Genomic DNA, 19,475 nt, shown 5'->3' with positions numbered 1-19,475 from the left:
TCGGCGAAAAAAAAGGTCGCCACGGATGGCGACCCTACGGGATTGGTGCGGTTTTAGCGACCTTTTTTACACAGGTCGGCGAGTTCGAGGTCGGGCAGCTCTTCACAATTGCTGGTGTCGTTATGCTTCAGCTCGGCCAGCGCATCCGCCACGGTGCGGGTTTCCAGCACTTTCAACGAGGCTTCTTCAGCCTCTTCAGCAATCGATTTGAAGTACCAACACAAGTTGGCGCTCACCAGGCAACGTGGAGCAACGTCCGGACGTGAGGCCCAGAGCTTTTTGTCCTCTATCACAGAGGTGTAGATGTCACGCAGCGTGATTTCAGCAGCCGGACGCCCCAAATGAATGGAGCCAGTGCGGCCAAGCGTTGAGACGATGATGCCATCTCGCGTGAGCGGAACCATCAGTTTCCGAATGAAACTGGGATTCGCTTCAAGACCATACGCCAAAATGGCACTGGTCGAGCGTTTACCCAATTGCTCCGCCATCGCTACGCTCAAAACCATCTGCAAAGCTGTCGGGAAGCGGTAATCAAGCATTTCTATATCCTGAGTTGCGGTTATCTTGTTGTTTTTATGCCGCGACAGTGAGTAATCAATGAGCAATAAATATAACAAACACTGTTGCTTTTTAGAAGGGCCAAATAGTACGACATGTGGTTATAACGCATGCCGGAGCGTCATTAAATAACCTTTATTATCAATAAAATAAATCAATATCAGATGCTTATTCCGCCTCAATTATCAGATGATGATAAAGGCATAAAATGCAAACTTGATCTCACTTACCGCACTATCAGTTCATCCTGTCCAGCGTTATCCGTTCTCAACTCCTCTACCAAACTTCATTCAAGACAAGGTGTTTCTATAGAAGAAACAATCCAATTATTTTTCTTTGTAAATTAAGTACCTATACTCTTTGACCAAAAGTGCGATTTGTGATGTTGATCACGATCAATATCGAGCAAATCGCCAATCGATTTAATGCTGTCAGACGAAAGCCGTTAGCGACATTTTTCAGCGAAAATTAAGTTCTGGTGAAAAATAAATTCCCCCGCTAGGCGAACGTTAAATGCACCGTTCTTTCAGCATAAAAATCCTGGAAATACAGAATGAAAAACTCATTGAAATTCGCTGTTATCGCTATCGCTGTTGCCACTTCATTTAGCACTTTTGCTGCCGTATTTGATGATGCGGTAAGCCATCGAGCCGTAATGCAATCCAACTTTAATTCAGCTCTTAGCTCTGCACAGCGAGCGAATAAAATAGCGGCCCTTGCTGACTCTCATTACAACACTGAACGCAGTTCTACAGATATGTCTATCAATGACAGCTTAGCCCATGCTGCTGATGTGGCCGACCGTAACGCAGCGAATGCAAATGTCGCATTTCATAGAGCTTATAATAAAGAACAAGCAGCAGACGCAGCCGTAAATGGCATCAACTATCGCACTCAGGTTGCAGCGATGCAGGTCGCAGCAGTAAAATTAAATGCTACACAGGTAGCTGCGGGTTCTATCAACGTCAGTGCGGGCAGCCTGCCAGCGAACACACCGGTTAAAGTGCAAACGAATGATGGAAAAATAACCACTGTTGCGGCTTCGACTCTTTCTCCTGCGGTACAGGTCTCTGTTCCACATGTTGATGCCATCATCAACAGCCCGTCATTGAAAGGTGGACAACAAAGCCACGACCATGGACATACGCACAATGGTGGCCAGGGCAATGGTGAAAGCAACGCAGCGAACACTAACAGCGCACACGGCATGGGTGGGGCAAACCACATTGGCGGCGGCGCTGCACAATCAGGTAGCCAGAACGTCGGTCATTGGTGAGGCCATCACTCCTGATATGAAGCGTAAATTTAGAACCATTGAAAAAAGCATTAAGGCCGAACACCTGCAGCGTGGACAACGACTCATTGCGCATGAAGGTTTCACTCATCTGATTGATGGACTGGAGTGGGACGACAAAAATCAGGTTATTTCAGTGATAGTCGAAGGGCAGCGCTGGAAATATCGCTATTGGAACATCGTCTCTATTCAAATTCAGGAAGAAGAGGATACGTCAGAAAGGAATGCGCTATGACAGCAAAAATATCTGTTGCCAAAGCCGCTGCGGTTGTTGTCCTTGCGCTGCTCATTTTGCTGGGGATCGTGCAGATGACATATTTACGCCATCTGCCGCATGGCAGCGATCTGTTCAACGCCGCACTGCTGGTTGCGCTGGTGAATGCCTTTCTCATGTGGAAATTCGCGACGGCGAGCAATTGCTGGACGCTCTATTCCTGCGCAACATTTTTCATTGTAATGATGATTATTGGCCTTTGTTTTATGGCATATGGCGAAAATATCACCGGATTGTCTTTTTTTACCGTCACCGGTATCGCAAAGCTGGTCTTAACAACTATCGGCAATCTGGTGGTTTGGGGGGCTCTGCTGACTCCATTCCGTCTGAGCCGCCGTGCGACAGCATTGGCAGCGGCCAGATCGAAATTTTGATTTATATTTTCTCCTGCACTGCCAGGCTGGCGCGCGGGAGTTTTTGCTTTAATAGCACCACCAACAACACGTTACACAGCGCCAGCAGGCACAGTAACCACAGCGTGGCATTGGCACCAAGATGCTGGAAGACGTAGCCACCCACCAGCGGGGTTAAAGCCTGGCCGATCAACGCCGGGCGGGCCATCCGCCCTACCACTATCGCGTAAGCTTCGGGTTTCACCATTACCAGCGGCAAGGTTCCACGCACGATGGCACGTAAACCGTTGCCGGCGCCGTATAACACCATACTCAGCACGGCAAACTGCGGATAACACGCTAGCAGCAATAAGCCGAGCGCCACTAAGCCTACCGAGAAAAAAGTGGTCCAGATGGGATGACCACGCTTAAACGCGATATCGACAATACGCGAGCCAACCTGACACGGCCCCAGAATGGCGCTGATGGCTAAAGCCGACGTCAACGTGTGTCCGCTGGCTTGCAGCAACGCGATCAGCTGCACGGAGATGGCTGTCATGATCACTGAAGCGAGGGTGAATATGCTGCACAGCAGCCAGAACAGCGTTGAAGATAATTCGGTGCCATCAGCTGAGGTTTTGGGCTTTGCCGTAGAAATTTTAGGTTCTGGCGCGGGCAGCGCATAAAAATACGCAGGCAACACCAGCAGGCACAACATTCCCGCAAGGGTAAAACAGGCGCCGCGCCAATCCAGCCAGTGAATTAGCAGTGCAATGCCTGGCCACACAAGGGTGGTGCAGAAACCGGAAATCAGCGTGATGCCCGTGATAGCACCGCGCGCCTGGCCGCCATACAGCGTTCCAAGCGTGGCAAACAGCGCATCATAAAGGCCCATCGCCATACCGATACCGATGACCAGCCAGGCAAAAAGGAACAGCAACAGGTTATGACTTAGGCCCATAATGATCAGCCCTAGCGCCATCACCGCCCCACTCCCGGCGAGTAATAGACGTCCATAGGAATGGGAAATCAGACGGCCACTTAAGGGTGCCAGCAAACCGGAAACCAACATGCCGAGTGATAACGCACCATAAACCCATTGTTGCGACCAGCCGGTCTCCGCCACGATAGGATTGGCCATTACCGCCATTAAATAGAAAGAACCGCCCCAGGAAAGGATTTGAACTAATCCCAGCGTAATGATGGCGGGAACAGGTGGCTTTGGCTGAGACGTCACGACAGTTTTCCGTTAGCAGGCAAAGCATTGTTATAACACGCTAATCCTGGCGGAAAAATCCCGACCTTTCCTGTTCAGCAAAATTGTGCGCCCTTCTGGCAGATTGGCACCAGAGCGAGTATGCTTAATAGTATGTTGTAACTATAATGAGGTTTTTATGGCGCGCTATGATTTGGTGAGCGATTTACATGAATGTGTGAACGCATTGGAGCGGGGTTTAAATGCTTTACGCCAGCAAGTTGAACAGCAGCCGTTGCTGATCGCCCGCGTGTTTAGCCTGCCGGAAATTGAGAAAGGCCGCGAAAATGATGAAATTGAACGCATTGCGGTGACGCAACATTTAGGTAAAACCGCGCGCGACATGGCGCTGGCCCACTACTGCCGCCTGTTTATGCAGCATCAATCGGAAAAACTCAGTACGAAAGCCGCCGTGCGTTTGCCGGGTGCGATCTGTATTCAGGCCGACGGTGATATCCACGATCGCATCACCCAACAGGTGGCAGAAATCAATGCCCTCAAACTGCGGCTGGAACAGTTAATTACCGTAGAGTCCGGCTTACCAAGCGAGGCGCGCTTTGAGTTTGTCCACCAACATCTGCGCGGCCTGATTACTCTCAACGCTTACCGCAGCGTGACGCTACTCAATTCGCCGGATAGCCTGCGTTTCGGCTGGGCGAATAAAAACATTATCAAAAATGTCACGCGGGATGCGGTGGTCGAACAGCTGGAACGCAGCCTGAAGGCCAATCGTGCCCAGGCACCGTGGACGCGGGAACAATGGGCGGAGAAAGTTCAGCAAGAACTGGAGGCGCTTCTCGCGTTACCGGTTGGCGCCAAACTGAAAATCAAACGCCCGGTAAAAGTACAGCCGATTGCTCGCGTATGGCGCGCCAGCGTTAAAAAACAGGTGCAGCTTGCCTGCCCCTCTCCCCTGCTGGTGCTGTGTCGCGATAAAACCCAGGTGCCCATTTTGGGGGAACTGCTGAACTATGATGCGGAAAATGTCGCGTATCGCCACAAACCGTTGGCTCAGCCGCTACACCTGATCATTCCGCGCCTGCATCTATGGAGCGACAGGTTGGCATAAAAAAAGATAAAAATGCGTGCATCCAATTCGCCACCTTCTCTCGTATATCCAGATGTGAGCAACTTCTTCGCTCCCTTCTAAGAGGATTCATGATGAAAAAGCTAATGAGCATTGCAGTCGTATCCGGCACCTTACTGTTCACCGCGGGCGCATTTGCCGCCATGGACAATGGCTCGGTGATGGTAGGCGGAGCCGCGATGTACCCGCAAAAAAACATCGTCGAAAATGCGCTTAATTCCAAAGATCACACCACCCTGGTGGCGGCAGTCAAAGCTGCTGGCCTGGTAGAAACCCTCGAAGGCAAAGGGCCGTTTACCGTCTTTGCGCCAACCAATGCGGCTTTCGCTAAACTGCCTGCCGGCACCGTTGATAATTTGGTCAAGCCGGAGAACAAAGCCAAACTGACCGCGATCCTCACTTATCATGTGGTGGCCGGTAAATACGACATGCAAGCGCTGGAGAAGAAAATTAAGCAAGGTGGCGGACATGCTGAGCTGAAAACCGTAAACGGCCAGCCGCTGTGGATCATGAACAATGGCCCGCACAACATTCAGCTGAAAGATGGTCAGGGCAATGTGGCAAATATCAGCACTTATGACGTCAATCAGAAAAATGGCGTAATCGATGTGATTGATACCGTATTGATGCCTAAGTAATTGCCTATACTCGGATTGGGCGTTTTAGCCAACCGGGATAAATATGGACGCAAAGCTGACTGAACGGCTAGAGACATTATTGCCGGCGATCGCTAAGGGCGATCGCCGCGCTTTTGAGCAGCTTTATCGACTCACTTCACCGCACCTTTACGCCCTCGCCTTACGGATGTTGCGCCAGCAAGGTTGGGCTGAAGAGGTGCTGCATGACTGTTATCTCACCATTTGGAACCGCGCAGCATCTTATGATAGTGCCCTTAGCGCCCCAATGACGTGGATAACGCACATTGTACGCAATCGTTGTATTGACGGTTTGCGAAGTGGACAAGCGCGCGTGGCGCTGGCCACCGAGGTATTTAATGATGAGCTACAGATCGCCGAAGAACAGGATCGCAATAACTGGCACGATCCGGCGCAAGCCGATCGCCTGCGACACTGCATTAGCCACCTGAGCAGCGAACAGCAGCAAAGCATCACGCTCGCCTATTATCAGGGGATGTCACACAGTGATATTGCCGCCTGGCTGCAGCAGCCGGTTGGCTCGGTAAAAAGCTGGATCCGCCGCGCGCTGGAGCATCTGCGGGAGTGTGTGGGCCTATGAACGATAGACAACAACGTGATGATGCGTTAGCCGCGGAATATGCGCTGGGAACATTAGGCGGCCTTGCGCGTTTGCGCTTCGCGAGAAGGCTGCACACTGAGCCGGAACTCGCGGCTAGCGTGGCGCGCTGGCAGACCTTGCTGGCAGGGCTCGATAGTCAGCTCGCGCCCATCACTCCGCCAGAAAAAGTGTGGAAAAAGATTACGCTCAGCTTGCCTGAGAAACCTGTGGTGCCGGCTAAACGCTCCTACGCTGGTTGGATGGTGGCCGCCAGTATTGCGGCGATTGCATTGATCGTTCAGCTTGTTTTGCAGCCCGCAACGCTCTCGCCATTAACCGTGTTGAGCGACACACAGCATCGTGAACAATGGGTGGTAAGTGCTGATAACAAACTTAAGCAACTGAGTTTGACGCCGCTGCATCCGATCGCGGTCGCCTCCAGCAATAGCCTTGAACTGTGGCTGATTCTGGCCGGCAAAGCGCCGATTTCGCTGGGCTTGCTCAACAGCAATACTGCCACCGCCATTGCGCTAAACGATCGCGAACTTACGGGCACGGGCATCATTGCCATCAGCCTGGAGCCGCAGGGCGGATCGCCTACCGGTCAGCCAACCGGACCGGTATTGTACAGCGGGCAGCTGTAGCATAAAAAAGGCCGTTCAGATGAACGGCCTTCATTACGGTTAGCGGCAGATTACTGCTTCATGCTGCCAACCATCTCTTCCGGACGCACCCACTCGTCAAACTGCTCTTCGGTCAGATAACCCAATTTCAGCGCCGAGCCTTTCAGCGTCAGACCTTCTTTGTGGGCTTTCTTCGCGATTTCCGCCGCTTTATCGTAGCCGATATGCGTATTCAGCGCGGTAACCAGCATCAGCGATTCGTTTAGCAGCTGATCGATGCGCTCACGCACCGGTTCAATACCCACCGCGCAGTGATGGTTAAAGCTGTCCATGCCGTCGGCCAGCAGGCGTACTGATTGCAGGAAGTTGTGGATCACCATCGGGCGGAAGACATTCAACTCAAAGTTGCCGGATGCGCCGCCAATGTTTACCGCAACATCGTTGCCCATCACCTGACAGCACAGCATCGTCAGCGCTTCGCACTGCGTTGGGTTTACTTTGCCCGGCATAATAGAGCTGCCCGGTTCGTTTTCCGGGATAGCGAGTTCGCCGATACCGCAGCGCGGGCCGGATGCCAGCCAGCGGACATCGTTGGCAATCTTCATCAGCGAGGCTGCCAGACCTTTCAGTGCGCCATGCGCGTGCACCAGCGCATCACAGGTTGCCAGCGCTTCGAACTTGTTCGGCGCGGTAACAAACGGCTGTTTGGTCAGTTCGGCCAGCGCTTTTGCTACGCGCACCGCGTATTCCGGATGCGTATTCAGGCCGGTACCAACGGCGGTGCCGCCGAGTGCCAGCTCCGCCACGTGTGGGATACTGTTTTCGATGTGCTTGAGATTGTGCTCCAGCATTGCGACCCAGCCGGAGATCTCCTGGCCCAGCGTCAACGGCGTTGCATCCTGCAGGTGGGTACGACCAATCTTAACGATGTCTTTAAATGCCTCGGATTTCTCACTCAGCGTCTTTTTCAGTACATGAATCTGCGGAATCAGCTGCTCCCGCACGGCGATGACCGCGGCCACGTGCATGGCGGTGGGGAACACATCATTCGAGCTTTGGCTTTTATTCACATCATCATTCGGATGCACCAAACGGGACATGCCGCGCTCGCCGCCCAGAATTTCACTGGCGCGGTTAGCCAACACTTCATTCATGTTCATGTTGGTCTGGGTGCCGGAGCCGGTCTGCCAGATCGCCAGCGGAAACTCATCACTGTGCTTATCAGCCAGTACTTCGTCAGCGGCTTTCAAAATCGCTTCTGCACGATCGGCAGGCAGCAGGCCGAGATCCTGATTGACCTGAGCTGCCGCACGCTTGGTCAGCGCCAGCGCATGCACCAGTGCCACCGGCATCTTCTCGGTTGAGATTTTGAAATGCTCCAGCGATCGCTGCGTTTGTGCGCCCCACAACTTATCTGCCGGTACTTCGATCGGTCCCATTGAGTCTTTTTCAATGCGATTGGCTGCCATGACTACGTCTCCTTAGCTCAGATTTTGAGGTTTCCGCTCCCAACGCCTTCCCGCGGCGCTGCAGAACGAGCAAGATTGTCACATACAAGAATTTAACATTATGCGAGCCTATCGCGTTTATTGCACATGTTCGTGTATTTTCTATGGCACTTTCTGCTTTAATAAGCCTATTTACTTACGGTTATTAAGGGTAAACGATGCAAAAATTGAACAATTCGCTGCAAAATTACGCCTGGGGCAGCAAAACTGCGCTGACTGAACTTTACGGCATTGAGAATCCGCAGGGATTGCCGATGGCAGAACTGTGGATGGGCGCGCACCCGAAAAGTCCTTCAACCGTGGAGATCAACGGTGAAGCGCGTTCGCTGCGTGAGGTGATTGATGCCGATAAGCCAGCGACGCTGGGCAAAGCGGTCGCTGAACGGTTTGGCGAGCTGCCCTTCCTGTTTAAAGTGCTGTGCGCCGATCAGCCGCTGTCAATTCAGGTCCATCCCAGCAAAGCCGCCGCTGAAGAAGGTTTTGCGCGTGAAAATGCGGCAGGTATTCCGCTCAGCGCCGCCGAACGCAACTATAAAGATGCCAATCATAAGCCGGAGCTGGTGTATGCGCTGACCTCCTTCCAGGCGATGAACGGCTTCCGCGAGCTGCATGAGATTGTCTCGCTGCTTGAACCAGTAGCCGGTGCGCATCCGCAAATCGCGCACTTCCTGGAAAATGCCAACGAAGCCAATCTGGCCAAACTGTTCGCCACGCTGTTGTCCTTGCAGGATGAGGCGAAATCGCGCGCGATTGGCGTATTGAAATCCGCGCTGAATGCCCGTGAAGGCGAACCATGGCAAACCATTAAAGCGATTGCCGTCGATTATCCGGACGATAGCGGGCTGTTTTCCCCGCTGTTGCTCAATGTCATCACGCTGCAACCAGGCGAAGCGATGTTCCTGTTCGCTGAAACGCCGCACGCCTATCTGAAAGGCGTGGCGCTGGAAGTGATGGCGAACTCTGATAACGTATTACGTGCCGGTTTAACGCCGAAGTTTATCGATATCCCGGAGCTGCTGGCCAATCTGAAATTCCAGGCAAAACCGGCCGCCACGCTGCTGACCCAACCCCAGCGTGACGGCGACACGCTGAACTTCCCGATCCCGGTTGACGATTTTGCCTTTGCCATTCATGCACTTTCTGCCACACCCCAATCGCTGGCGCAAAACAGCGCGGCGGTGCTGTTCTGCATTGAAGGCCAGGCGGTGATTGAGAAGTCCGGTCAACAGCTGGTGCTAAAACCCGGTGAATCCTGCTTTATCACCGCTGAAGAGTCGCCGGTGAGCGCCGCGGGCACCGGACGTCTGGCGCGCGTGTTTAATACGCTGAACTGATCCGGCTGACGCTTCCAGCATTAACTGCTATTCTTTCAAACTATTAATTTAAAACGCCTGCGGGCGTTTTTCTTCACCCGTCGCGCACCGACCAGCGGCGTGCGGACGCAAGGATAAGGACGACACAGCGATGAAAAAGACCCAGGTTGCCGTAGGTGTGATTGTGGCGCTCGGCGTGATTTGGACTGGCGCTTCATGGTTTACCGGTAAACAGCTTGAAAGCCACATGGATGAAATGTTGCAGAATGCCAACGCACAGCTGAATGCCTATGCGCCTAACAGCCGCTTAACGCTGAGCTATCAGGATTATCAGCGCGGCGTGTTCAGCAGCAAAACGAAACTGGTGGTGCAGGCCAGTTCACAAACCAATGACAATCCGCTGTTGAAGCCAGGTCAAAGCATCGTGCTAAACGAGATTATCGATCACGGCCCTTTCCCGTTCGCACAGCTGAAGCGCGGCAGCCTGATCCCAAGCATGGCGTCAGTGCACACCGAGCTGGAAAACACCGATGCGGTGAAGAAGTTATTTGAACTGACCAACGGTAAATCACTGGTTAACGCGGATACCCGCGTGGGCTACAGCGGAGCCACCGACACCGATCTCAACCTGTTAGCCGTGGATTACAATAATGCGCAAACTGGCGATCGTCTGGCGACCAACGGCGGCACGCTCAACATCAGCGCCGACAGTAAAGGCGATAAAGTCAGCCTTGACGGCGATTTCTCCAGCATTGCGGTAACCAGTAAAAATCAGGTCGACATGCCGGTGCTATTCACGCTCAATGGCCTGAAACTGAGCGGTGATACCCATCTCAGCCCGGAAGGCGTGCGCGTAGGCGATCAATCGGTTTCCCTCGATAAACTGAATGCCAGCATCAACGGCCAGGAAGGTCTCTCGCTGGAGAACCTGAAAACCACCTCTTCCTTCGATAATAAAGACGGCAAGATTGGCGGCAAGCTGGACGTCAACGTTGACAAAATCACCCTGCAGAAGCAGCCGTTTGGTGAAGCCAAACTGGCGATGACGTTCGCGCAATTCGATGCGCAGGCCGTGAAAGCCTTCTCCGACACCTACAATGCCCAGATGCAGGATCTGCTGAGCCAGCCGGGCGTAGCGGAAGATCCGATTCGCTATCAGGCCAGCGTGCAAACCATCCTGCGTAACAACCTGCCCACGCTGTTAAAAGGCTCGCCAACGTTAAGCATTGCGCCGCTGAGCTGGAAAAATGACAAGGGCGAAAGCAGCTTCACTCTGAACCTGGGCTTTAACGATCCGGCTACCGTGACCGGCGAAGCGCAAAGTTTGGGGGCCGCAGTGGATCGCGTGCTGAAAACCCTCGACGGCAAGCTGACGGTTAATATGCCAATGGCGACCGAAACCATGCGTCACGTTGGTTTGGCGGAAGGCTATCAGGGCGACGATGCGCAGAAATTGGCGGACCAGCAGGTGAAAGGTTTAGCGGCGATGGGCCAGATGTTCCGCCTGACGCAGCAGCAGGATGACAACATCGTTACCAGCCTGCAGTACGGCAACGGTCAGGTGACGATGAATGGCGATAAGATGACGCTTGAGCAGTTCCTGTCACGCTATATGCTGGGTGCGCCAACCAGCGAAGGTATGCCGGAGTAATCGTTCGTGGGCGGTCGACCGGCCGCCCTTACGCTTCCCCGCGCACCAGCTGGGGCGGCACGATCAAACTTTGTATTTCTGCTTCCGGCTGTGCCAGTCGCTGCATCATTCGTTCGGCCGCTCGCCTTCCCACGTCCCGCGCTTCGCTGCTGACAAAGGTCATGGTGGGATCGTGCAGCTCGCGCTGCGGATCGTCGTTGAATCCAACCAACGCCAGCTGCTGCGTGTAATAACTGTCTACCGCCCCTTCACCAAACGTTCGCCCACAGCGCAGCGCACCAAAATAGCAGCCGAGCGCGGTGCTGCCGTTGTGCGCCAGAATCGCCGTGATGCCCGGATGTTGCCGCAATAACTCAAGCGTCAACGCCGAGACGCTTTGCTGACGATCGTCGCACTCAATAATCCAGTCAGATCGAAAAGGTAAGCCGTACTGCAGCAAGGTGGCACAATAGCCACCAATGCGTTCAGCGCGCGTCAATGACGAACCTAATCCGCCCATCCAGGCGATGCGTTGATGTCCCTGTCGAATCAGATATTCGGTGGCCATGCGCGCGGCCTGGCTGTTGTCGGGACGTAATGAATCGACATTGTCCAGACTGCTGGCGCGCGCGGCGCAGACTAAAGCAATGCTCTGCTCCTGCGCTAACGGTACCAGCGTTTCCGCCTGTGCTACCGCACCGCCGAGCACAATACCCTCCGCACCCTGCGCCACCAGCGTATCAAAGCACCGTTTAAGGTGCTGCCCATGCTGACCGCTTTGCGTTAGCACCAGCACTTTGCCCTGTTGCTCTAGCACTTCGCTGAGTCCAGCGGTCATCGCCGCATAAAACGGTTGGCTGAGATCGCGCACAATCAAGCCGATCACGCCGCTTTCACCACCGCGCAAAATGGATGCCGAGCGATTGCGGACGTAGCCGAGCTGTTCAATCGCCTGGTTGACGCGTGTGGCTGTGGCGGGTGAGATGCGCCCTTTTCCGGAGAGCACCAATGACACGGTTGAGACCGAAACCCCGGCGACCAATGCCACGTCATGAATTGTGGTTTTCTGCTGGGACATAGCGTTCCGTTACCAACGTCCAGATACAAAGGGCTAAAACGTTACACTGATTTCATCAAAAATAAAGTCTGCAATTAGTCACTCTTTGTGATTATAGCCACAAAAATAAGTGATAAAACGTTTTATCATCCTTGACCACATTGAACACCTTCCTTTTTATTGCCAGGAGAGAATATGCCCGCTAGCCGTCCTAAAATGTCGCTTTGGGAGTTTTTCCAAAGTCTGGGTAAAACCTTTATGTTGCCCGTCGCCCTGCTGTCGTTCTGCGGCATTCTGTTAGGGATTGGCAGTTCACTCAGCAGCCACGACGTACTTACGCTGATCCCACTGCTCGATCAGCCGCTGCTGCAGTACCTGTTTATCTGGCTGGCGAAGATCGGTTCTTTTGCCTTCAGCTACCTGCCGGTGATGTTTGCTATCGCGATTCCTCTGGGCATGGCGCGTGAGAACAAAGGCGTCGCGGCATTTGCCGGCTTTGTCGGATATGCGGTGCTGAACCTGAGCATCAATTTCTGGCTCAACATCAATGGCATTCTGCCCACGACCGATGCGGCCGTGCTGAAAGCCAATAACGTCCAAAACATCCTTGGCATCCAATCGATAGATACCGGTATTCTCGGTGCGGTGATTGTTGGCATCGTGGTGTTCTGGCTGCACGAACGTTTCCATAACATTCGCCTGCCGGATGCGCTGGCGTTCTTTGGCGGGACGCGCTTTGTCCCGATCGTCACGGCGATGGCCATGGGCGTGCTGGGCTTAGTGGTGCCGCTGATTTGGCCTTTCTTTGCGCGCGCCATTACCGGCCTTGGCTGGGTGATCAACAGCGCCGGTGAATTTGGCCCGATGATCTTCGGTACCGGTGAACGTCTGCTGCTGCCGTTTGGCTTACAACATATTCTGGTGGCGATCATTCGCTTTACCGATGCTGGCGGCACGCTGGATGTGTGCGGCAAAAGCGTCAGCGGCGCATTAACTATTTTCCAGGCGCAGCTTGCTTGTGCGGACACGCACGGCTTTGCCGAGAGCGCCACACGCTTCCTGTCGCAGGGTAAAATGCCGGCCTTCCTCGGTGGCTTGCCGGGCGCAGCCTTGGCGATGTATCACTGCGCACGCCCTGAAAATCGCCACAAGATTAAAGGCCTGCTGATTTCCGGCGTGGTGGCTTGCGTAGTAGGCGGTACCACGGAACCCCTCGAATTCCTGTTCCTGTTTGTCGCGCCAGTGCTGTATCTCATCCACGCGCTGCTGACTGGCTTAGGCTTTACCGTCATGGCGATACTCGGCGTCACTATCGGTAATACCGACGGTAACGTGATCGACTTCTTCGTCTTTGGTGTGCTGCATGGTCTCTCAACTAAATGGTATTGGGTGCCAGTGATTGCTGCGGTGTGGTTCGTGGGTTATTACGCCATCTTCCGTTTTGCAATCAGTCACTTCAACATCAAAACGCCGGGCCGCGAAGTTGAAACTAACAGCGTTGCACAGCAGGTTAGCCGTGCGAGCGTAGGTAAATCTGGCTTTAATACGCCGGCGATTCTGTCAGCGTTGGGCGGCGTGGAGAACATCGCCTCGCTGGATAACTGCCTGACGCGCCTGCGTTTGACCGTCGTCGATATGAGCAAAGTGGATGACGCAGCGTTGAAAGCTAACGGCGCGATTGGCGTGGTGCACGTTAATCAAACTAACCTGCAAGTGGTGATGGGGCCGCAGGTGCAGTCGGTGAAAGACGAGATGGCGCACCTGATGAGCGCAACGGTGTAATGATGCAGGATTTCGATTTTAATCACGTGGTCGATCGCCACGGCAGCTGGTGTACGCAGTGGGATTTCGTCGCCGATCGCTTCGGCGTGGCGGACTTACTGCCCTTCACTATCTCCGATATGGATTTCGCCACCGCCCCGTGCATTGTTGCGGCGCTCCAGCAGCGACTCGAGCATGGCGTGTTCGGGTACAGCCGCTGGCAGCACGCTGATTTTCTCTCCGCACTTCAGCACTGGATGCGCAGCCGTTTTCATACTGAAATCCCGGCAGAATCATTCGTTTATGGTCCGTCAGTGATTTATATGGTGGCGCAGCTGCTGCGCCACTGGACGCAGACCGACGATGAAGTGCTGATCCACACGCCCGCCTACGATGCGTTTTACAACACCATCAACGGCAATCAGCGTCACGTGCTGGAACTGCCGCTGCAGCGTCACGGTAACCAATGGGTTTGTGACATGGCACAGCTGGAAACGCTGCTGGCACGCCCGCGCTGCAAAGTGATGCTGCTTTGCAGTCCACATAATCCAACAGGAAAAGTGTGGCAATTGCAGGAGTTGCAGCAGATGGCGGCGCTGTGCGAACGGCATGGCGTCAAGGTTATCAGCGATGAAATCCATATGGATATGGTGCTAAGTGATATGCCGCATACGCCATGGAGCCAGGTGGCAACTTCCGATTGGGCGCTGTTTACCTCGGCTTCCAAGAGCTTCAATATTCCGGCGCTGACCGGCGCGTGGGGCATCATTCCCAACGAGCACGATCGTCAGGTATGGTTTCGCGCGTTGAAGCAACAAGACGGCCTCTCCTCGCCGGCGGTGATGGCGATCGCGGCAACCATCGCCGCCTATCGTGATGGCGCACCGTGGCTGGATGCGCTGCGCGCTTACCTGCGCGGCAATTTGCAACATATCGCCCTGCGCCTGAATGCTGAGTTTCCGCAGCTCAACTGGCAGCCGCCCGCTGCCACTTACCTGGCGTGGATCGATCTTAATCCGCTGGGCGTTGATGAACAGGCGCTGCAACAGCGCCTGATACAGCAACACAAAGTAGCGATCATGCCTGGTTCGACTTACGGTACGGCGAGTCGCGGTTATCTGCGTCTCAACGCCGGTTGCCCGCGCAGCAAACTCGATGATGGGTTGGATCGGCTGATCGCCGGGTTAAAATCGTTCTAAAATGCCACGGATGCTGATTAATTCAGCATCCGTTTTACTGTTTGCGCAAATCGCTGGCGCTGTTGCGCAAGATGTTTTTATAATCCTCTGCACTTTATGAAACTTAAGCGAGTGCGCCATGATTGATCTTAAACTCCCCCTCACCGACATTCACCGCCATCTTGATGGCAATATCCGCGCACAAACCATTCTCGATTTAGGTCGCCAGTATAATCTCGCGCTGCCCGCCGATTCACTCGATGCATTGCGTCCGCACGTGCAGGTTACCGCCAATGAGCCGGACCTGGTGAGCTTCCTGCAGAAACTGGATTGGGGCGTGAAAGTGCTGGGCGATCTTGATGCCTGCCGTCGCATTGCGCTGGAAAACGTCGAGGATGCGGCGCGTGCCGGTATTCATTATGCGGAACTGCGCTTCTCTCCAGGCTATATGGCGATGACGCACAACCTGCCGATTGCCGGCGTGGTTGAAGCGGTAATTGACGGCGTGCGTGCCGGTATTGAGCAATACGGTGTCGATGTGCGCCTGACGGGCATCATGAGCCGTACGTTTGGCGAAGAAGCCTGCCTGCGTGAGCTGGAAGGTTTACTGGCGCATCGCGATGGCATCACTGCGGTCGATTTGGCAGGCGACGAGCTTGGCTTCCCGGGCAGCGAATTCTTAAGCCACTTTAATCGTGCACGCGATGCCGGTTTCCGCATTACGGTGCATGCCGGTGAAGCGGCGGGCCCGGAGAGTATCTGGCAGGCGATTCGTGAACTGGGTGCAGAACGTATTGGTCACGGCGTTAAAGCGATTGAAGATCGCGCGTTGATGGATTTCCTCGCCGAACAACGTATTGGAATTGAATCTTGCCTGACGTCGAATATTCAAACCAGCACGGTGTCGTCGTTGAACAATCATCCGCTGAAAACCTTCCTGCAACACGGCATTCTCGCCACCATTAACACTGACGATCCGGCCGTTCAGGGCGTTGAGTTGGCACATGAATATGAAGTGGCGGCGCCGCAGGCAGGATTAAGCGCTGAAGAGATACGTCAGGCGCAGGACAATGGCGTGACCATCGCGTTCCTCAACGATGCAGAGAAAGCAGCGCTGCGTGCGCGCGTGGCGGGATAAAACATTCCCTCTCCCGCATGCGGGAGAGGGTTAGGGTGAGGGATAAAGCGCACGGAGTCTTCTTTCCCTCACCCCGGCCCTCTCCCAAAGGGAGAGGGAGTAAAGCGAGTATCAGCGCTCCCAACGGAAAGGTAGTAAGCGATTATCGCAACGACATAGTCTGGCGCTTCTCGGCAGACTGCAAGCCCAGCTCGATCAACTCCATCACCTGAATCGCCTCTTCCGCCTGCACCGGATTGGCACCGGTACCCGCAATCGCATCGCGAATGCCTGCATAGTACGCCGGATAGTTGCCTGGCAGCGTCAGCAACTCTTTTTCGACCATCACATCGCCTTCCGCCAGCGTCAGCGTGCCGTTGCGCATGTCATAGCCCCAATCTTCCTGCGGCGGCCGTTCACCTGCTTTCAGGCGATCTTCCTGCGGGTCAAGACCATATTTAACGTAGCTGCCGCGCGTGCCGTGTACCACGAAGCGCGCAGATTCTGCCGCCACCAGCATGCTGGCATGCAGCACCACGCGGCGGGAGGGATAGGTCAGCACCGCATGGAAGTAATCGGTGGTTTGTGCGCCTGGACGCAGCTCCGCCATATCCACATTGATAGCCACCGGCGTTCCAAACAGCTGCAAAGCCTGATCCAGCACGTGCGGTCCAAGATCGAACCAGATACCGCTGCCCGCACCTTTCATTTCGCGCCAGCGCTGACGCACTTCCGGACGGAAGCGGTCAAAGTGGGATTCAAAGTAGCGTACTTCGCCCAGCGTTCCCTCGTTAAGCAGATTTTTCAGCGTCAGGAAATCACTGTCCCAGCGGCGGTTATGGAACACTGATAGCAGCAGACCTTTGGCCTTTGCCAGCGCATCCAGTTCGCGAGCTTGTGACAACGTCACGGTAAAGGGTTTATCGACCACCACATGTTTACCGGCGTTCAGCGCCGCTTTGGCTAACGGGAAATGGGTGTCATTCGGGGTGGGAATAACAATCAGGTGCAGTGTCGGGTCATCCAGCAGCGCTTGTGGATCGGATACCACTTGCACTGAAGGCCAGTCTGCATGCACTTTGCTGGCATCGCTGCTTGAGATCGCCGCCAGCTCAACATCCGGCGTACCGGCGATCAAGGGTGCATGAAAGGTTTTGCTGGCAAAACCGTAGCCAATCAGGCCGACACGTAATTTATCGCTCATTCTCATTCCTCTTGTTCGTTACCAGACTGATTTAAGACGAATCAGTCTATAAGAACAAGGCGGAATCACCTGAAAACTCAGGAAATAGCACTCCGTGCGGATTGCCAGCTCTCATGCGCCACTAAAGCATCCTGCGCATCCTGACTGCGGCGGCGGAAATCACTGGGGCTAACACCCACGCGTTTGCGGAACACGCGCGAGAAATAGAGTTGGTCATCGTACCCCACTTCACGCCCCACCGAGGCAATCGGTTCCTGGGTGGTTTGCAGCAGCAGCTTGGCGCGGATCACGCGCTGGTCCTCACGCCAGCGCAGTAGATTAATCCCCATCTGCTCACGGAACAGGTGTGCCAGACGTGACGGCGATAAACAGACGTGGCGCGCCACCTCTTCAATCTTCACCTCGCCCGCCAGATGATTGGTGACGTACTGACAGGCTTCAATCACGCGCGGATCGCGAATTTGCTGATGGCTGCGCGGATCCTCTTCCACTGCACGCAGCAGCAAACGCTCCAGCAGATTCATCGCCAATTCTTCGGCGAAACGGCGCCCGGAGTTGTGCGTCTGTTCGATACTGGCAAACAGGCGATCAAACTCGGCGCGCTGAGCTTCCGACAAACGTAACCGCCCGACGCCCTGACTTTCATCCTGCCACTGCAGCCAATCCGTCCAGTAAGCGCGTGGACGGAAATAGACCCAGCGATGGAACCAGCACGGGCTATCCGGCGCGCGGCCATAATAGTGCGGCGTTTTCGGTTGAAACAGCAGCAAATCACCGGGTTCACAATCGAAAGCCGATTCACCATCGAACACGCGGCCCTGGCCCTTGATCGTCAGGTTCAGAATGTAGCCTTTCATGCCGTGCGGACGGTCAATAAAGAAATCCAGCGCGTCGTTGGCGTTAATCGGCGTCAATCCCGCCACCAGCCAGGCGTTAAAGGGATAACCCGGCAATAAGGGATTCTGCTGCTCACTCGGGGGTTCACGATGGTACATAGTGCCCTCACTTTTCGCGTGAAATGCGCTGAGCGCGCCCTAGATGAGGCGCTCAGCCGGGGATTATCAGGCGGTTTTGTTTTTCTGTTTGTAACGGTCAAAAATCACCGCCGCTAACAGTATCAAACCGCGCACCACATACTGTGAGAATGGCGAGATATTCAATAAATTCATCGCATTCTCAACCGTACCGAGAATCAGCACCCCCGCCACCACGTAAGAAATTTTGCCGATGCCGCCTTTCAGCGAGACGCCGCCCAGCACGCAGGCCGAGATGACGATCAACTCATAACCGAGTGAGGTCATCGGCTGGCCGCTGGTCATGCGTGAAGCCAGAATGATCCCCGCCGCCGCCGACACCAGGCCGGACAGGATAAAGATAATGATGCGCGTACGCACCACCGGCACACCCGCCAGACGGGCAGCCTCTTCGTTGCCACCTATCGCCAGCGTATTACGACCAAACGTTGTTTTATTCAGCAGGAAGCCAAACAGCACCATGGTCGCAATGGTAAGCCAGATGGGCGCGGGCACGCCGAGCCAGTTGGCGTAACCGAGGGTAAAGAAGCGCTCATCTTCGATTCCCACTGCTTTACCGTCGGAGAAGATGTAGGCCAGGCCGCGCACAATCTGCATGGTGGCCAACGTGGTGATTAAGGCGTTGATTTTCAGTCGGGCGATAACGAAACCGTTGATAAAACCCGTCGCCATGCCCAGCAATAAACCGGCTGCCACGCCAATCCACAGGTTTTCGGTCATGTTGATCACCACGGCGGTGACCACACCGGCACAGGCGATCACTGAAGCCACAGACAGATCAAAGTCACCAGATGCCAGGCAGAACAGCATGCCGCACGCCACCATGCCGGACATCGACATCGCCAGGCCGAGCCCTTTCATGTTGATGATTGAACCAAAGTTCGGCACAAAAATGGCACAGACGATAAACAGCAGCGCGAACACCACCAGCATGCCGAAGTTGTCCCAAATTCGCCCCAGCTGCAAGCCATTGCGCTGTACCGGTGGCGTGTTGGAAGTGGTAGATGAAGCCAT

The 19,475-nt window shown here is 54.5% G+C and carries 19 protein-coding genes; 12 read left to right on the top strand and 7 right to left on the bottom strand.

The genetic code is table 11. The annotated features are described in order from the left end of the window. Positions 1 to 53: 53 nt before the first annotated feature. Positions 54 to 539 carry an RrF2 family transcriptional regulator gene (locus AC07WB_RS08670; protein WP_008110154.1) on the bottom strand — a complete coding sequence of 162 codons (486 nt, stop codon included), beginning with the start codon at positions 537 to 539 and terminating at the stop codon, positions 54 to 56. Between the two features lie 572 nt (positions 540 to 1,111). Here AC07WB_RS08670 and AC07WB_RS08665 point away from each other — a divergent pair. The 3 genes from AC07WB_RS08665 to AC07WB_RS08655 are packed head-to-tail and all read left to right on the top strand — an operon-like array spanning position 1,112 to position 2,500. Further along, positions 1,112 to 1,834, top strand: a complete 723-nt coding sequence (locus AC07WB_RS08665; RefSeq protein WP_494940326.1) for a hypothetical protein — start codon at positions 1,112 to 1,114, stop codon at positions 1,832 to 1,834. After that, positions 1,785 to 2,087 (top strand): hypothetical protein, encoded by a 303-nt coding sequence (locus tag AC07WB_RS08660; protein ID WP_400455653.1) that lies wholly within the window; start codon positions 1,785 to 1,787, stop codon positions 2,085 to 2,087. Before AC07WB_RS08665 ends, AC07WB_RS08660 begins: the two co-directional genes overlap by 50 nt. Continuing rightward, on the top strand, positions 2,084 to 2,500 hold the full coding sequence (locus tag AC07WB_RS08655) for a hypothetical protein (RefSeq protein WP_494940325.1): 417 nt from the start codon (positions 2,084 to 2,086) through the stop codon (positions 2,498 to 2,500). The genes AC07WB_RS08660 and AC07WB_RS08655 overlap by 4 nt, the downstream gene beginning before the upstream one ends. A 1-nt stretch (position 2,501) precedes the next feature. On the opposite strand, the gene AC07WB_RS08650 is transcribed toward AC07WB_RS08655, so the two are convergent. Next, positions 2,502 to 3,695 carry an MFS transporter gene (locus AC07WB_RS08650; protein ID WP_494940324.1) on the bottom strand — a complete coding sequence of 398 codons (1,194 nt, stop codon included), beginning with the start codon at positions 3,693 to 3,695 and terminating at the stop codon, positions 2,502 to 2,504. 157 nt (positions 3,696 to 3,852) lie between these two features. Between AC07WB_RS08650 and tus the strand changes: the two genes are divergently transcribed. From tus to AC07WB_RS08630, 4 genes are all read left to right on the top strand, one after another. Beyond that, on the top strand, positions 3,853 to 4,782 hold the full coding sequence (gene tus / locus AC07WB_RS08645) for a DNA replication terminus site-binding protein (RefSeq protein ID WP_345826781.1): 930 nt from the start codon (positions 3,853 to 3,855) through the stop codon (positions 4,780 to 4,782). 92 nt (positions 4,783 to 4,874) lie between these two features. Further along, positions 4,875 to 5,438 carry a fasciclin domain-containing protein gene (locus AC07WB_RS08640; protein ID WP_097094044.1) on the top strand — a complete coding sequence of 188 codons (564 nt, stop codon included), beginning with the start codon at positions 4,875 to 4,877 and terminating at the stop codon, positions 5,436 to 5,438. Between the two features lie 43 nt (positions 5,439 to 5,481). After that, complete coding sequence (locus AC07WB_RS08635; RefSeq protein ID WP_494940323.1) at positions 5,482 to 6,036, top strand: sigma-70 family RNA polymerase sigma factor; 555 nt, start codon at positions 5,482 to 5,484, stop codon at positions 6,034 to 6,036. After that, positions 6,033 to 6,680, top strand: a complete 648-nt coding sequence (locus AC07WB_RS08630; protein ID WP_494940322.1) for an anti-sigma factor — start codon at positions 6,033 to 6,035, stop codon at positions 6,678 to 6,680. The genes AC07WB_RS08635 and AC07WB_RS08630 overlap by 4 nt, the downstream gene beginning before the upstream one ends. 50 nt (positions 6,681 to 6,730) lie before the next feature. Here AC07WB_RS08630 and fumC read toward each other — a convergent pair whose 3' ends face one another. Then, the gene (gene fumC, locus AC07WB_RS08625) at positions 6,731 to 8,128 is read right to left on the bottom strand and encodes a class II fumarate hydratase (RefSeq protein ID WP_494940321.1); all 1,398 of its coding nucleotides are present in this window, start codon (positions 8,126 to 8,128) and stop codon (positions 6,731 to 6,733) included. A gap of 197 nt (positions 8,129 to 8,325) precedes the next feature. Here fumC and manA point away from each other — a divergent pair, with 197 nt between their 5' ends. Next, complete coding sequence (gene manA / locus AC07WB_RS08620) at positions 8,326 to 9,501, top strand: mannose-6-phosphate isomerase (RefSeq protein ID WP_400455642.1); 1,176 nt, start codon at positions 8,326 to 8,328, stop codon at positions 9,499 to 9,501. Between the two features lie 130 nt (positions 9,502 to 9,631). Further along, positions 9,632 to 11,131 (top strand): YdgA family protein, encoded by a 1,500-nt coding sequence (locus AC07WB_RS08615; RefSeq protein WP_494940320.1) that lies wholly within the window; start codon positions 9,632 to 9,634, stop codon positions 11,129 to 11,131. Between the two features lie 28 nt (positions 11,132 to 11,159). On the opposite strand, the gene malI is transcribed toward AC07WB_RS08615, so the two are convergent. Further along, positions 11,160 to 12,188 carry a Mal regulon transcriptional regulator MalI gene (malI, locus tag AC07WB_RS08610; RefSeq protein WP_097094050.1) on the bottom strand — a complete coding sequence of 343 codons (1,029 nt, stop codon included), beginning with the start codon at positions 12,186 to 12,188 and terminating at the stop codon, positions 11,160 to 11,162. 174 nt (positions 12,189 to 12,362) lie between these two features. On the opposite strand from malI, the gene malX reads away from it, so the two are divergent. From malX to add, 3 genes are all read left to right on the top strand, one after another. After that, entirely contained in the window at positions 12,363 to 13,949 is a 1,587-nt protein-coding gene (malX, locus tag AC07WB_RS08605) for a maltose/glucose-specific PTS transporter subunit IIBC (protein ID WP_097094051.1), read from the top strand. Then, positions 13,949 to 15,127, top strand: coding sequence for a MalY/PatB family protein (locus tag AC07WB_RS08600; protein ID WP_494940319.1), 1,179 nt, complete (start codon positions 13,949 to 13,951; stop codon positions 15,125 to 15,127). Before malX ends, AC07WB_RS08600 begins: the two co-directional genes overlap by 1 nt. A gap of 118 nt (positions 15,128 to 15,245) precedes the next feature. Then, positions 15,246 to 16,244, top strand: coding sequence for an adenosine deaminase (add, locus tag AC07WB_RS08595; protein WP_494940318.1), 999 nt, complete (start codon positions 15,246 to 15,248; stop codon positions 16,242 to 16,244). Between the two features lie 142 nt (positions 16,245 to 16,386). Here the strand turns inward: add and AC07WB_RS08590 are convergent, their stop codons facing one another. From AC07WB_RS08590 to araH, 3 genes are all read right to left on the bottom strand, one after another. Beyond that, a complete protein-coding gene (locus AC07WB_RS08590; RefSeq protein ID WP_494940317.1) occupies positions 16,387 to 17,427 on the bottom strand; it encodes an oxidoreductase in 1,041 nt (346 codons plus the stop codon). A 77-nt stretch (positions 17,428 to 17,504) separates the two neighbouring features. Then, positions 17,505 to 18,422 carry an arabinose operon transcriptional regulator AraC gene (gene araC, locus AC07WB_RS08585; RefSeq protein ID WP_345826789.1) on the bottom strand — a complete coding sequence of 306 codons (918 nt, stop codon included), beginning with the start codon at positions 18,420 to 18,422 and terminating at the stop codon, positions 17,505 to 17,507. A 66-nt stretch (positions 18,423 to 18,488) separates the two neighbouring features. Continuing rightward, a complete protein-coding gene (gene araH / locus AC07WB_RS08580; protein ID WP_097094056.1) occupies positions 18,489 to 19,475 on the bottom strand; it encodes an L-arabinose ABC transporter permease AraH in 987 nt (328 codons plus the stop codon).

The organism is Pantoea sp. GW821-FHT03E06 (genome assembly GCF_059420725.1).
This window is presented reverse-complemented; position numbering and strand designations above follow the sequence as displayed.

Excerpts from the sequence above, each read along its gene's own strand:
- AC07WB_RS08670 (WP_008110154.1), bottom strand. The coding sequence starts at position 539 with ATGCTTGATTACCGCTTCCCGACAGCTTTGCAGATGGTTTTGAGCGTA.
- AC07WB_RS08665 (WP_494940326.1), top strand. The coding sequence starts at position 1,112 with ATGAAAAACTCATTGAAATTCGCTGTTATCGCTATCGCTGTTGCCACT.
- AC07WB_RS08655 (WP_494940325.1), top strand. The coding sequence starts at position 2,084 with ATGACAGCAAAAATATCTGTTGCCAAAGCCGCTGCGGTTGTTGTCCTT.
- tus (WP_345826781.1), top strand. The coding sequence starts at position 3,853 with ATGGCGCGCTATGATTTGGTGAGCGATTTACATGAATGTGTGAACGCA.
- AC07WB_RS08640 (WP_097094044.1), top strand. The coding sequence starts at position 4,875 with ATGAAAAAGCTAATGAGCATTGCAGTCGTATCCGGCACCTTACTGTTC.
- AC07WB_RS08635 (WP_494940323.1), top strand. The coding sequence starts at position 5,482 with ATGGACGCAAAGCTGACTGAACGGCTAGAGACATTATTGCCGGCGATC.
- AC07WB_RS08630 (WP_494940322.1), top strand. The coding sequence starts at position 6,033 with ATGAACGATAGACAACAACGTGATGATGCGTTAGCCGCGGAATATGCG.
- fumC (WP_494940321.1), bottom strand. The coding sequence starts at position 8,128 with ATGGCAGCCAATCGCATTGAAAAAGACTCAATGGGACCGATCGAAGTA.
- manA (WP_400455642.1), top strand. The coding sequence starts at position 8,326 with ATGCAAAAATTGAACAATTCGCTGCAAAATTACGCCTGGGGCAGCAAA.
- AC07WB_RS08615 (WP_494940320.1), top strand. The coding sequence starts at position 9,632 with ATGAAAAAGACCCAGGTTGCCGTAGGTGTGATTGTGGCGCTCGGCGTG.
- malI (WP_097094050.1), bottom strand. The coding sequence starts at position 12,188 with ATGTCCCAGCAGAAAACCACAATTCATGACGTGGCATTGGTCGCCGGG.
- malX (WP_097094051.1), top strand. The coding sequence starts at position 12,363 with ATGCCCGCTAGCCGTCCTAAAATGTCGCTTTGGGAGTTTTTCCAAAGT.
- AC07WB_RS08600 (WP_494940319.1), top strand. The coding sequence starts at position 13,949 with ATGATGCAGGATTTCGATTTTAATCACGTGGTCGATCGCCACGGCAGC.
- add (WP_494940318.1), top strand. The coding sequence starts at position 15,246 with ATGATTGATCTTAAACTCCCCCTCACCGACATTCACCGCCATCTTGAT.
- AC07WB_RS08590 (WP_494940317.1), bottom strand. The coding sequence starts at position 17,427 with ATGAGCGATAAATTACGTGTCGGCCTGATTGGCTACGGTTTTGCCAGC.
- araC (WP_345826789.1), bottom strand. The coding sequence starts at position 18,422 with ATGTACCATCGTGAACCCCCGAGTGAGCAGCAGAATCCCTTATTGCCG.
- araH (WP_097094056.1), bottom strand. The coding sequence starts at position 19,475 with ATGGCTTCATCTACCACTTCCAACACGCCACCGGTACAGCGCAATGGC.